Consider the following 12126-nt stretch of genomic DNA (forward strand, 5'->3'; position numbering starts at 1 on the left):
TCAAGATTGCGTCGCGTCCTGTGGATAACTTCCGGCACGTACGAATGCGGCGTCCCGTCCGGCGCGCCGGAGTCGCCCCGGCCGGTCCCACCCGGGCCCACCTGCCCCGTTCGTCCCTCTCCGTCTCCTCGGACTCTGCCCAGGACGGGTGTGTCACCCGTAACGTGTGGCACGACCACGAATACGTGGCGACGACATGGCACACCCGAGAGCGAGGCAGCACCCGATGCCCCCCTTCGATGTCCCCGAGGGCGACCCCTTCGGCCCGCACAACCTGCCGTACGGCGTGTTCTCCCTGCCCGGCTCGTCCCACCGGACCGTGGGCGTCCGGCTCGGGGACCACGTGCTGGACGCGGGCGCGGCGGCCCACGCGCTCGGCTCGCCCTACGCCTCCCTGCTCGCGCAGCCCACCCTCAACCCGCTGCTGGCCGCCGGCCGCACGGCCTGGTCCGACGTGCGCCGGGCGCTGACGGCCTGGGTGACCGTGCCGTCCCACCGGGAGACCGTCGCACCGCTGCTGCACCCGCTGTCGTCGGTGACCCTGCACCTGCCGTTCGAGGTCGCGGACTACGTCGACTTCTACGCCTCCGAAAACCACGCCCGGAACGTCGGGCAGATGTTCCGGCCCGACGCCGAGGACTCCCTCACCCCCAACTGGAAGCACCTGCCCATCGGCTACCACGGCCGCTCCGGCACGGTCGTCGTCTCCGGCACGGAGATCCCGCGGCCGTCCGGGCAGCGCAAGGCCCCCGCCGACGCCGCCCCCGTCTTCGGGCCGTCCGTCCGCCTGGACATCGAGGCCGAGGTCGGCTTCGTCGTCGGCGTGCCCTCCCGGATGGGCGCGCCGGTGGCCCTCGGGGACTTCCGCGAGCACGTGTTCGGGCTGTGCCTTCTCAACGACTGGTCCGCGCGCGACATCCAGGCCTGGGAGTACGTGCCCCTCGGCCCGTTCCTCGGCAAGTCCTTCGCCACGTCGGTGTCGGCGTGGGTCACCCCGCTGGACGCCCTGGAGGAGGCCCTCGTGGCGCCCCCGGCCCGGACGCACGAGCTGCTGCCGTACCTGGACGACAGCAACGAGGAGCCCGGCGGCTACGACCTGCGGATCAGCGTCGCCGTCAACGGCCACGTGATCTCCGAGCCGCCCTTCTCCACCATGTACTGGACGGCCGCCCAGCAGCTGGCCCACATGACCGTCAACGGTGCCTCCCTGCGCACCGGCGACCTCTACGGCTCCGGCACGGTCAGCGGCCCGGCGGAACGGGAACGCGGCTCCCTGCTGGAGCTGACCTGGAACGGCCGCGATCCGCTCGAACTCCCCGACGGCAAGCGGACGTTCCTGGAGGACGGCGACGAGGTGACCCTCACGGCCTGGGCCCCGGGACCCGACGGTGTGCGGGTGGGGCTCGGTGAGGTGACGGGGCGGGTCATCCAGGGCTGACGCGGCCCGGCCGGGAGCAGGCCGACGGCCGCCCCTCCCGCCCCTTGGGTTGTCGTCCGGACCCTGACGCACACCGCCCGGCCCGTCATACTGGGCGCGGGGCGGTGTGCCCGCACGTCCGCCACGCTCGTGGTGGCCACGGTGCGCACGGCGGCCGCTCTCCCCGCACGACCCGTAGCCGCCCCTCTTGTGACGAGGAACCGGAGCCCGTGGCCATGACCGTCTGCCTGCTCCTGCTGAGCGTCGTCGCCGTGACGGCCGCCGTCCCCGTTCCCCGTGCGCTGACCCGGGCGTCCTGGCCCGAGCGGGAACCGGTGGTCGCGCTGTGGGTGTGGCAGTGCCTGGTCGCCACCGTCCTGCTCGCGTGCGTGACGGCCTTGTCCCTGGGCGCCGCCGCCGTCTTCGGCACGGTCCGCGCGCAGCTCTTCGCCCCGGCACCGGCCGCGGTGACCGCCGCGTACGACCTGTCCGCCGCCCCGCCGTGGGCCACCGCCCTCACCCTGCTGCTGGCCTGCGGCGCCGCCTGGACGACCGCGATGCTCGCGCGGGAACTCGTCGAGGCGCGCCGGCGCCGGGCCCAGGCCCGGGCCCATCTGCGCGAGCGCGCCCCCGATCTGCCGGCCGGCCTGCCCGCGGCGCGGGGTCCGCTGCTGGTCCTGGAGGACGAGTACCCGGACGCCTGGTGGATGCCCGGCCACCCGCCCCAGCTGATCGTCACCACGGGCGCCCTGCACCGCCTCACCGGCCACCAGCTCGACGCGGTCCTCACCCATGAGCGGGGCCACGCCCGGGCCCGCCACGACTGGCTGCTGCACCTGTCCACCGCCCTGGCCACCGGCTTCCCCCGCATCCCGCTGTTCACCCACTTCTGCGACCAGACCCACCGCCTGGTCGAACTCGCCGCCGACGACACGGCCTCCCGTCGCTGCGGCCACCTGACCACGGCCCTGGCCCTGATCGAGCTCAACCAGCACCGGGGTGTGTTGTCCTGCGCCTCCAGCAACCGCCTGCTGGGTGAGCGGGTCGACCGGCTCCTGGAGCCGCCGCCCCGGCTGGGACGCCGGCACCGGGCCCTGACCACCACGACGGCCGCGCTCGTACCGCTGCTGCCCCTGCTGATCGCGTTCGCGCCGGGCCTGACGGCGCTGTCGTAGGGGCACCGGCCGAGCGGGCGACGAGCCGTCGGCGCGGCGGCGTTCGGGCGGTCGATCGTCGGAGCGGCGTCGGCCGAGAGGCAGCCGGCTGTCGGCGCGGCACCGGCTCGGAGGCGGTCGGCTGTCGGAGCGGCACCGGCTCGGAGGCGGTCGGCTGTCGGAGCGGCGTCGGCCGAGAGGCAGCCAGCTGTCTGCGCGGCACCGGCTCGGAGGCGGTCGGCCGTCGGCGCGGCACCGGCTCGGAGGCGGTCGGCCGTCGGCGCGGCAGCGTTCGGGCGGCCGGTGGCGGATCTGGTCCGGGACCGGCCAAAAGGCCAGCTCACCCGTCGAACAGGTCACATTCCCGGTGGCGCAACATTCCCGCAACACCACTTTTCCTATCGGATAGGTATGGTCCGAACCATGCCCAGTGACCGCATCCGAGACCACGCCGGACAGGGAGCCGCGACCACCGTCGCCGCCCACCGCGCGCGGCGACGGCTGCGCGCCGACCGGGCACGGCAACTGGCCGACCTGCTCCGGCGGCTGCTGCTCACCGGCGCCTTCCCCGACGGGGTCCTCCCGCACGAGTCGACCTTCGCCACCGAGTACGGCGCGAGCCGCAACACGGTCCGTGAGGCGCTCGACCTGCTGCGGGCCGAGGGTCTTGTGGAGCGTCAGCCCGGTGTCGGGACCGTGGTCGTGGCCCACAAGTACCCCCACGGCCTCGACCGCCTGATGGGCCTCGCGGAAACCCTCCGTGAGCACGGCCGGGTCACCAACGAGGTCCGCACCATGGGCCCCACCCCGGCACCCACGCCGGTCGCCGACCGCCTCGGGCTCGCGCCCGGCACCGACGTCCTCTACATCGAACGCCTGCGCAGGCTCGGCGGACTGCCCCTGTCCCTCGACCTCACCTACATCCCCCTCGACATCGGCACCGACCTGCTCGGCGCCGATCTGGAGAACACCGACGTCTTCCGCCTCCTGGAAGCCGTCACCGGACAGCGCCTCGGCCATGCCGAGATCACCCTGGAAGCGGTCAGCGCGGACAGCCACTCGGCCTCCGTGCTGGAGGCCCCGCGCGGTGCCGCCGTCCTCATGCTGGAACGCCTCACCCACCTCGCGGACGGCCGCCCGGTCGACCTGGAGTTCATCCGTTTCCGCGGCGACCGCATCACCATGAGCGGCCTGCTGCACCGGAACCGCTAGCCAACCCGCTCGCGCACATCCCTGGAGACAGCCATGCCCTTGGCGCCCCAGCGGGCCGACGTGCCCGTGACCATCGACGAGTCGAAGTGCATCGACGGCTGCACGCTCTGCGTGGACATGTGCCCGCTGGACTCCCTCGCCATCGACGAGCGCAACGGCAAGGCCTACATGCATGTCGACGAGTGCTGGTACTGCGGCCCGTGCGCGGCTCGCTGCCCCACCGGAGCCGTCACGGTCAACATGCCCTATCTGCTCCGGTGAGAGGCCCGAACCATCATGAAGCGCACAGTCGTCGCGATATCCGCAGTCGTCCTCCTGCTCCCGCTCAGCGCCTGCGGCGGTGACGCCGAAGCGGGCGGCGGTTCCACGGTCACCGTGACCGTCGGCTACCAGTCCAGGACGATCAACACCGTCACGGCGGGCACCCTGCTCCGCTCCCTCGGCTCCTTCGAGAAGCAGCTGAACTCCCTGCACGACGGCGTCCACTACAAGGTGAACTGGCAGGACTACGCCACCGGCGCCCCCATCACCGCCCAGATGACCGCCGGGAAGATCGACATCGGTTCGATGGGCGACTTCCCGCTCCTCATCAACGCGGCCCGCGGCAAGCAGCTCAACAGCCCCACCCGACTGGTGTCGGTCACCGGCTACAACCTCCGGGGCGGCCTCAACACCATCGTCACCGCGCCGGACTCCAAGCTGACCTCTCTGAAGGATCTGAAGGGCAAGAAGGTCTCCACGAGTGTCGGCTCGGCCGCCGACGGCACCCTCGTACGGGCCCTGCAGCGCGCCGGCATCGATCCGAACAGCGGCATCGAGAAGCTCAACCAGCAGCCCTCCGTCGGCGCTTCCGCCCTCGCGGCGGGCAGCACGGACGCCCTGTCCCAGTTCGTCGCCTGGCCGGGCCTGCTCGCCTTCCAGGGCAAGGCCAAGGCGATCTACGACGGCGCCCGGCTGAACCTGCCCACCTTCCACGGCGTCACCGCCCGCGAGGACTTCGCGAAGGATCGGCCAGCCGTGCTGGAGGCGTTCCTGAAGGCCCAGGCGGAGGCGACCGGCTACCTGAACGAGCACCCGGTGGACGCCGCCGAGAAGGTAGCGAAGGCGACCGGCCTGCCCGCCGAGGTCGTCTACCTCTACAACGGTGCTCACGGCATCGCCACCTTCGACCCGGCCATCAAGCCCCAGCTCGTCTCCGCGTTGAAGCAGGACGTCTCGATCCTCAAGTCGGCGAAGCTCACCGGCGACGTGGACGTCGACTCCTTCGTCGACGACCGGTACGTGAAGAAGGCCCTCGGAACGACGGCGTACACCGAGCATCTCGCCACGAAGCCCGCACCGGCCGCGAGCGAGGCCTGGCCCAAGGGCGCCTCCAAGACCGTCACGTTCGACTCCCCCTCCAAGCTGCTGCGTCACGTCGCCGGGCACCGTGACGACCTGCGTGCCGCCTACGTCCCCGACACCACCACCGGGACCCTCTGGTTCGCCGACAAGGCCGTGTGGGTGGCCGACGGCGACAGGCTGTTGCCCTTCGTCGCGCCCGACACCGCGCAGGCGTACATCGCCGGGCACGGCGGAGCGCGGGTCGTCTCCTACGCCGACGCTCTGGAGCGGGCCTCGTGAGGCGGTATGTGCTCCGCGTCCTCTCGCTGGCCGCCGCGCTCGGCCTGTGGCAGGCGCTGACCAGCCTGAACGTCGACCTGTGGCTGCGCTTCTCGCAGTTCCCGACGGTCACCGACGTGGGCCGGGCCTTCGCCGGCCGGGTGTCCGGGCCGGACTACTGGACGGACCTCACCGACAGCCTCACCCGGATCCTCACCGGCTTCCTGCTGGCCGCCGTCCTCGGTGTGGCGACGGGCGTGCTCGTGGCGCGCTCGCGTCTCGCCGAGGACCTGCTCGGCCCGGTGCTGGAGGTGATCCGCCCGATCCCGGCCATCGCCCTGGTGCCCGTCGCGATCCTGCTGTTCCCCTCGAACGAGCAGGGCATCGTCTTCATCACCTGCACCGCCGCCTTCTTCCCGGTCCTGGTCTCCACCCGGCACGCGGTGCGGGCCCTGACCCCCGTGTGGGAGGAAGCCGTACGCACCATGGGCGGCGGCCGGTGGCGCATCCTCGGCTCGGTCGTCCTGCCGGGCGCACTGCCCGGCGTGTTCGGCGGACTGTCCGTCGGCATCGGCGTCTCGTGGATCTGTGTGATCTCCGCCGAGATGATCTCCGGCCAGTACGGCGTCGGGTACCGCACCTGGCAGGACTACACCGTCGTCGACTACGCCGGTGTGTTCGTCGGCATGGTCACCATCGGCGTGCTCGGCTGGCTCACCTCCACCGCCGTGGAACTCCTGGGCCGCCGCCTCACCCGCTGGCTGCCCCGCACCGCGTACGTGCCCGGTGCCCGGCCGCCCCGGCCCTACCGGTCCGTGAAGCCGGCACCGGCCGCCCCCGCCGCCGTCCCCGGCAGGGCCCGATCCGAGGAGGCACGCGATGAGCACCTCGTCTGAGACCGTCCCGAACACCCCGCCCGGGGCTGCCCCGGACACCTCGTCCGAGACCGTCCGGAACGCCTCGTCCGAGACCGCCGCCGTCGCCGCCCCGGGGCGCGGCACCCGCCTCAGCCTCACCGGCGCCTCTCTCGGCCGCCCCGGCGCGACCGCCCTGGACAAGGTCGACCTGGACATCGCCCCCGGCGAGATCCTCACCGTCGTCGGCCCCTCGGGCTGCGGCAAGTCGACCCTGCTGCGCACCCTGGCCGGCCTGCTGTCGCCGCTCGCGGGCGAGATCGCCCAGGACGGGCAGCCGCTGACCGGCCCCTCGGCCGACCGGGCCCTGGTCTTCCAGGAGGACGCCCTGCTCCCCTGGCGCACCCTGCGCGCCAATGTCGAACTCCCCCTCGCCATCCGCGGCGTGCCCCGCGCCGAGCGCCGGGAACAGGCCCAGGCCTGGCTGGAGCGGGTCGGGCTCGGCTCGCAGGCACGGCAGTTGCCGCACCGGGTCTCCGGCGGGCAGCGCCAGCGTGTCCAGCTGGCCCGCGCCCTGGCCGGACGCCCGCGCGCCGTCCTGATGGACGAGCCGTTCGGCGCGCTCGACGCGCAGACCCGCGCGGGGATGCAGGACCTGCTGGTGGAGGTGCTCCAGGGCACGGGCGCCACCGTCGTCTTCGTCACCCACGACGTGGACGAGGCCTTGTTCCTCGGCGACCGCGTGGCCCTGCTCGGCGCGGGTGGCCTCGTCGCCGTCCGGGACATCCCCCGCCCGCGTGACCGCGGCGCACACGACGACCCGGCGCGCGTGGCCCTGCGGCGCGACGTCCTCACCTCGCTCGGTACGTGAAAGGCAGCCCGGTGACCACCTCCGTGAATCCCCCTGCGGACGCCCCCCTGGCCGTCCCGTCCCTCGCCGACGCCGAGGAACTGACCTGCGACGTCCTCGTCATCGGCGGCGGCACCGCGGGCACCATGGCCGCCCTGACCGCCGCCGAGCACGGCGCGAACGTGCTGCTTCTGGAGAAAGCGCACGTCCGCCACTCCGGCGCGCTCGCCATGGGCATGGACGGTGTGAACAACGCGGTCATCCCGGGCCGGGCCGAACCCGATGACTACGTCGCCGAGATCACCCGCGCCAACGACGGCATCGTCGACCAGTCCACCGTCCGCCAGACCGCCACCCGCGGCTTCGGCATGGTGCAGCGGCTGGAGTCCTACGGCGTGAAGTTCGAGAAGGACGAGCACGGCGACTACTCCGTCCGCCAGGTGCACCGCTCCGGCTCCTACGTGCTGCCGATGCCGGAGGGCAAGGACGTCAAGAAGGTCCTGTACCGGCAGCTGCGGCGGCGCGAGATGCGGGAGAGGATCCGCATCGAGAACCGGGTCATGCCGGTGCGGGTCCTCACGGCGGACGGGCGGGCTGTCGGAGCGGCCGGTTTCAACACCCGCACCGGGCAGTTCGTCCAGGTCCGCGCGGGCGCGGTGATCCTCGCGACCGGCGCCTGCGGCCGCCTCGGCCTGCCCGCCTCCGGCTACCTCTACGGCACGTACGAGAACCCCACCAACGCGGGCGACGGCTACGCCATGGCCTACCACGCGGGCGCCGAGCTCACCGGCATCGAGTGCTTCCAGATCAACCCACTGATCAAGGACTACAACGGCCCGGCCTGCGCCTACGTCGCCAACCCCTTCGGCGGCTACCAGGTCAACCGGCACGGCGAACGGTTTGTCGACTCCGACTACTGGTCGGGCCAGATGATGGCCGAGTTCGCCGCCGAGGTGGCGTCCGACCGGGGGCCCGTCTACCTGAAGCTGAGCCATCTCCCCGAGGAGTCGGTCTCGGCCCTGGAGACGATCCTGCACTCCACCGAGCGCCCCACCCGCGGCACCTTCCACTCCGGCCGCGGCCACGACTACCGCACCCACGACATCGAGATGCACATCTCCGAGATCGGCCTGTGCGGCGGCCACTCCGCCTCCGGCGTCCGCGTGGACGACCACGCCCGCACGACCGTCCCGCGGCTGTACGCGGCCGGCGACCTGGCCTGCGTCCCGCACAACTACATGATCGGCGCGTTCGTCTTCGGTGACCTGGCGGGCGCGGACGCCTCGCAGTACCAGGCCTACGCGGGCGAGTTGCCCACGGAGCAGCTCCGCGAGGCGCACGAGCTGATCTACCGCCCGCTGCGCAACCCCGACGGTCCGCCGCAGCCCCAGGTCGAGTACAAGCTGCGCCGCTTCGTGAACGACTACGTGGCCCCGCCCAAGTCGGGTGCCCGGCTGTCGCTGGCCCTGGAGGCCTTCGAGCGGATGCACACCGACATCGCCGAGATGGGTGCCCGCACCGCGCACGAGCTGATGCGCTGCGCCGAGGTCACTTTCATCCGGGACTGCGCGGAGATGGCCGCCCGCTCCTCCCTGGCCCGTACCGAGTCCCGCTGGGGCCTCTACCACGAGCGCCTCGACCACCCCCAGCGTGACGACGCGTCCTGGTTCCACCACCTCGATCTGCACAAGTCCCCCTCCGGTGCGATGGAGTTCACGGCACGGCCCGTGGCTCCCTATCTCGTTCCCGTCGACGGTTTCGACCCCGTCGGCGGTCCGTCTCGTGTCCTCGGCGAGGTGCACGCCGAGGATGTGGCCATGGCGGGCTCGCGGGACGTGGCGCCGGTCGCGGCCCCGGCGGGAACGGCGGATCCGGAGCCCACTCCGACGCCGCAGACTTCGGTCACCGCCCCTGCCGGTGAGAAGTCCTCCGCCCGCCTGCTCGAACTCGTCGCCCTCGCCGAGGAGGAGCCCGAACTCGCTGCCCTCCAGCCGTATGTGACGGATCCCGCGCCCGCTGTCCGCCGCGAGGCCGTCGCCGTACTCACCGAGACGCTCCCACCGGGGACGGGCACGGCCCTCGCCGCCGCCCTGCGCGACAACGCCGCCGAGGTGCGGGCCGCCGCCGCCGCGTCACTGCGCGAGCTGGTCGAGACGCTCCCGGCCGAACCGGATCTGCGCGACGGTCTCGCCGCCGCCCTGGCCGAGCCGGACCCGGTGGTGCGTGCCGCGGCCCTGGACGTCCTGCGCGCCCTGCGCCTGGGCGACGCCGCCCTGTTCGCGGACTCCCTCACCGACTCCGACATCGCCGTCCGCATCGAGGCCGTACGCGCCCTGGTGTCTGTCGACGCCGCAGGCGAACTGGCCCGCGCGGCGCTCTCCGACCCCTCCCGCGAGGTCCGGGTCGCGATCGCCAAGGGCCTGGCCACGGTGGGTGCCGAACGGCTCGCGGGTGACGCCCCTGCCGCCGATCCCGCCGCGGGCGCCATCGAAGCGGCCCTCACCGGCCTCCTCGACGACCCCGATGCCCTGGTGCGGGCCGCGGCCTACGGAGCACTCGGCACCACCGGCTGCCCGGCGCCCCTCACCGCGCGCGCCGTGGCCGCCCTAGCCGAGCAGGCCTGGCAGGTACGGGCCGGAGCCGCAACGGCCCTGTCCGTCGCCGACCCCGACGTGGCCGTCCCGGCCCTCGCCAAGACCCTGGCGGACGCCAACGCCGATGTCCGCAAGGCCGCCGTCCTGTCACTGACCCGGCACCGCGCCACCGAGGAAGCCCGGGCGGCCCTCGCCACGGCCACGACGGACTCCGACGCGGATGTCAGGGCGTACGCGGGACGGGCGCTGTGACCGGCCCGGCTTCCGAAGCCGTCTGACCCAGCCGGAGCCCGGCCCTATATCCAGTCGGCGGGCTCCGGCTCCTCGTCCATCTCCGGCCAGTGGTCCGGCTCGCCCGCGTCCTGGCCGGGGGTGTGAGCCGGAGCCTGGCCGGAGGCTGTCGGGGCCGGGGACGAGTCGCCCACGGGGGCGGAGCCCGCCGGCCCGCCCAGTGACGCGAGCACCTCCAGCACACCCTCCCCGTACGTGGTGAGCTTCTTCTCGCCGACTCCGCTGATCCCGCCGAGCTCCCCCACCGACGTCGGCCACACCGTGGCGATCTCCCGCAGTGTGGCGTCGTGGAAGATCACGTAGGCCGGGACGCCCTGCTCACGGGCCTGCTCGGCTCGCCAGGCGCGCAGCGCCTCGAAGGCCGGCAGCAGTTCCTCTGGCAGCTCGGCGACGACAGCCTTGCCCTTGCGCTCGCCCCGCCCGGAGCCGGAGGACGAGGACCCCGACCGGGAGGTCACCGGCTTCTTCGGCTCCTTGCGCAGCGGCACCTCCCGCTCCCGCCGCAGCACCGCCCCGCTGGCCTCCGTGAGCACGAGCGTGCCGTACTCGCCCTCCACGGCGAGCAGCCCCTGGGCGAGCAACTGCCTGATGACGCCCCGCCATTCACCTTCGGTGAGCTCCTCGCCGATGCCGAACACGGACAGCTGGTCGTGGTCGAACTGGATGACCTTGCCGGTCCGCTTCCCCAGCAGGATGTCGATGATCTGCACCGCGCCGAACTTCTGCCCGCGTTCCCGCTGCAGCCGGACGACCGTCGACAGGGCCTTCTGCGCCGCGACGGTGCCGTCCCAGGTCTCCGGTGGGGTCAGGCACGTGTCGCAGTTGCCGCAGCCGGACGGGTCCGGGTCCTGGCCGAAGTAGGCGAGGAGCTGGCCCCGGCGGCACTGGGCCGTCTCGCACAGCGCCAGCATCGAGTCCAGGTGGGACTGGGCCCGGCGCCGGAAGGCCTCGTCGCCTTCACCGGACTGGATCAGCTTGCGCTGCTGTATGACGTCGTTCAGTCCGTAGGCCATCCAGGCCGTCGACGGCAGCCCGTCCCGGCCGGCCCGGCCCGTCTCCTGGTAGTAACCCTCGACCGACTTGGGCAGGTCGAGGTGGGCGACGAAGCGGACGTCCGGCTTGTCGATACCCATGCCGAAGGCGATGGTCGCCACCACGACCAGTCCGTCCTCGCGCAGGAAGCGGGACTGGTGGGCCGCGCGCGTGCCCGCGTCCAGTCCCGCGTGGTACGGCACCGCCTCGACGCCGTTGCGGCTGAGGAACTCTGCGGTCTTCTCCACGGAGTTGCGCGACAGGCAGTAGACGATGCCCGCGTCGCCCGCGTGCTCCTCGCGCAGGAAGCTCAGCAGCTGCTTCTTGGGGTCGGCCTTGGGCACGATCCGGTACTGGATGTTGGGCCGGTCGAAGCTCGCCACGAAGTGGCGGGCCGCCGGCATGTTCAGCCGCTCGGTGATCTCCTGGTGCGTCGCATGCGTGGCCGTCGCCGTGAGCGCGATCCGCGGCACGTCCGGCCAGCGCTCACCGAGCAGGGACAGCGCCAGGTAGTCGGGCCGGAAGTCGTGGCCCCACTGGGAGACGCAGTGCGCCTCGTCGATCGCGAAGAGGGAGATCTTGCCGCGGGAGAGCAGATCGAGCGTGCTCCCCACCCGCAGCCGCTCCGGGGCCAGGTACAGCAGGTCCAGCTCACCGGCGAGGAACTCGGCCTCGACCATCCGCCGCTCGTCGAAGTCCTGCGTGGAGTTCATGAACCCGGCCCGCACGCCCAGCGCCCGCAGCGCGTCCACCTGGTCCTGCATCAGGGCGATCAGCGGGGAGACGACCACACCCGTACCTGGCCTGACCAGGGACGGAATCTGGTAGCACAGCGACTTGCCGCCACCGGTGGGCATGAGCACGACGGCGTCGCCGCCCGCCACCACATGCTCGATGACCGCTTCCTGCTCACCGCGGAAGGCCTCGTACCCGAAAACCCGGTGCAGCGCGGCCAGCGCCTCGCTCGCGTCGGTGCCGAGGGGCCCGGCGGGTCCACTGCCCGCGCCGACCCCGGCCCCGGTCACCCCGGCTCCGGTCACCGCGTCCAGTTCCGTCATCACACCCGTCCCGCCCGTAGCGCCCATTGTTGCGTCCCCCGTGCGTCGCCCTCGACCACTGC

The 12126-nt window shown here is 72.7% G+C and carries 9 protein-coding genes; 8 read left to right on the plus strand and 1 reads right to left on the minus strand.

Annotated elements, in window-relative coordinates; genetic code table 11:
• Nucleotides 1–226: 226 nt before the first annotated feature.
• From fahA to AB0937_RS08845, 8 genes are all read left to right on the plus strand, one after another.
• Nucleotides 227–1438 (plus strand): fumarylacetoacetase, encoded by a 1212-nt coding sequence (gene fahA / locus AB0937_RS08810; protein WP_366710476.1) that lies wholly within the window; start codon nt 227–229, stop codon nt 1436–1438.
• A gap of 215 nt (nt 1439–1653) precedes the next feature.
• Nucleotides 1654–2592 carry a M48 family metalloprotease gene (locus AB0937_RS08815; RefSeq protein WP_366710659.1) on the plus strand — a complete coding sequence of 313 codons (939 nt, stop codon included), beginning with the start codon at nt 1654–1656 and terminating at the stop codon, nt 2590–2592.
• A 402-nt stretch (nt 2593–2994) separates the two neighbouring features.
• Nucleotides 2995–3783, plus strand: coding sequence for a GntR family transcriptional regulator (locus AB0937_RS08820; RefSeq protein ID WP_366710477.1), 789 nt, complete (start codon nt 2995–2997; stop codon nt 3781–3783).
• Between the two features lie 33 nt (nt 3784–3816).
• Complete coding sequence (locus AB0937_RS08825; protein ID WP_003992261.1) at nt 3817–4044, plus strand: ferredoxin family protein; 228 nt, start codon at nt 3817–3819, stop codon at nt 4042–4044.
• A 15-nt stretch (nt 4045–4059) separates the two neighbouring features.
• Nucleotides 4060–5406: an ABC transporter substrate-binding protein gene (locus tag AB0937_RS08830; RefSeq protein WP_366710478.1), complete on the plus strand. Its 1347-nt coding sequence runs from the start codon at nt 4060–4062 to the stop codon at nt 5404–5406.
• Complete coding sequence (locus AB0937_RS08835) at nt 5403–6281, plus strand: ABC transporter permease (protein WP_366710480.1); 879 nt, start codon at nt 5403–5405, stop codon at nt 6279–6281. Before AB0937_RS08830 ends, AB0937_RS08835 begins: the two co-directional genes overlap by 4 nt.
• Nucleotides 6265–7110: an ABC transporter ATP-binding protein gene (locus tag AB0937_RS08840; RefSeq protein WP_366710481.1), complete on the plus strand. Its 846-nt coding sequence runs from the start codon at nt 6265–6267 to the stop codon at nt 7108–7110. The genes AB0937_RS08835 and AB0937_RS08840 overlap by 17 nt, the downstream gene beginning before the upstream one ends.
• A gap of 11 nt (nt 7111–7121) precedes the next feature.
• Nucleotides 7122–9935 (plus strand): fumarate reductase/succinate dehydrogenase flavoprotein subunit, encoded by a 2814-nt coding sequence (locus AB0937_RS08845; RefSeq protein WP_366710482.1) that lies wholly within the window; start codon nt 7122–7124, stop codon nt 9933–9935.
• Nucleotides 9936–9979: 44 nt separating this feature from the next.
• On the opposite strand, the gene recQ is transcribed toward AB0937_RS08845, so the two are convergent.
• Nucleotides 9980–12091, minus strand: coding sequence for a DNA helicase RecQ (gene recQ, locus AB0937_RS08850; protein ID WP_366710484.1), 2112 nt, complete (start codon nt 12089–12091; stop codon nt 9980–9982).
• Nucleotides 12092–12126 lie beyond the last annotated feature (35 nt).

Source organism: Streptomyces sp. NPDC047880 (assembly GCF_040706515.1).
GTDB lineage: Bacteria > Actinomycetota > Actinomycetes > Streptomycetales > Streptomycetaceae > Streptomyces.

Excerpts from the sequence above, each read along its gene's own strand:
- fahA (WP_366710476.1), top strand. The coding sequence starts at position 227 with ATGCCCCCCTTCGATGTCCCCGAGGGCGACCCCTTCGGCCCGCACAAC.
- AB0937_RS08815 (WP_366710659.1), top strand. The coding sequence starts at position 1,654 with ATGACCGTCTGCCTGCTCCTGCTGAGCGTCGTCGCCGTGACGGCCGCC.
- AB0937_RS08820 (WP_366710477.1), top strand. The coding sequence starts at position 2,995 with ATGCCCAGTGACCGCATCCGAGACCACGCCGGACAGGGAGCCGCGACC.
- AB0937_RS08825 (WP_003992261.1), top strand. The coding sequence starts at position 3,817 with ATGCCCTTGGCGCCCCAGCGGGCCGACGTGCCCGTGACCATCGACGAG.
- AB0937_RS08830 (WP_366710478.1), top strand. The coding sequence starts at position 4,060 with ATGAAGCGCACAGTCGTCGCGATATCCGCAGTCGTCCTCCTGCTCCCG.
- AB0937_RS08840 (WP_366710481.1), top strand. The coding sequence starts at position 6,265 with ATGAGCACCTCGTCTGAGACCGTCCCGAACACCCCGCCCGGGGCTGCC.
- recQ (WP_366710484.1), bottom strand. The coding sequence starts at position 12,091 with ATGGGCGCTACGGGCGGGACGGGTGTGATGACGGAACTGGACGCGGTG.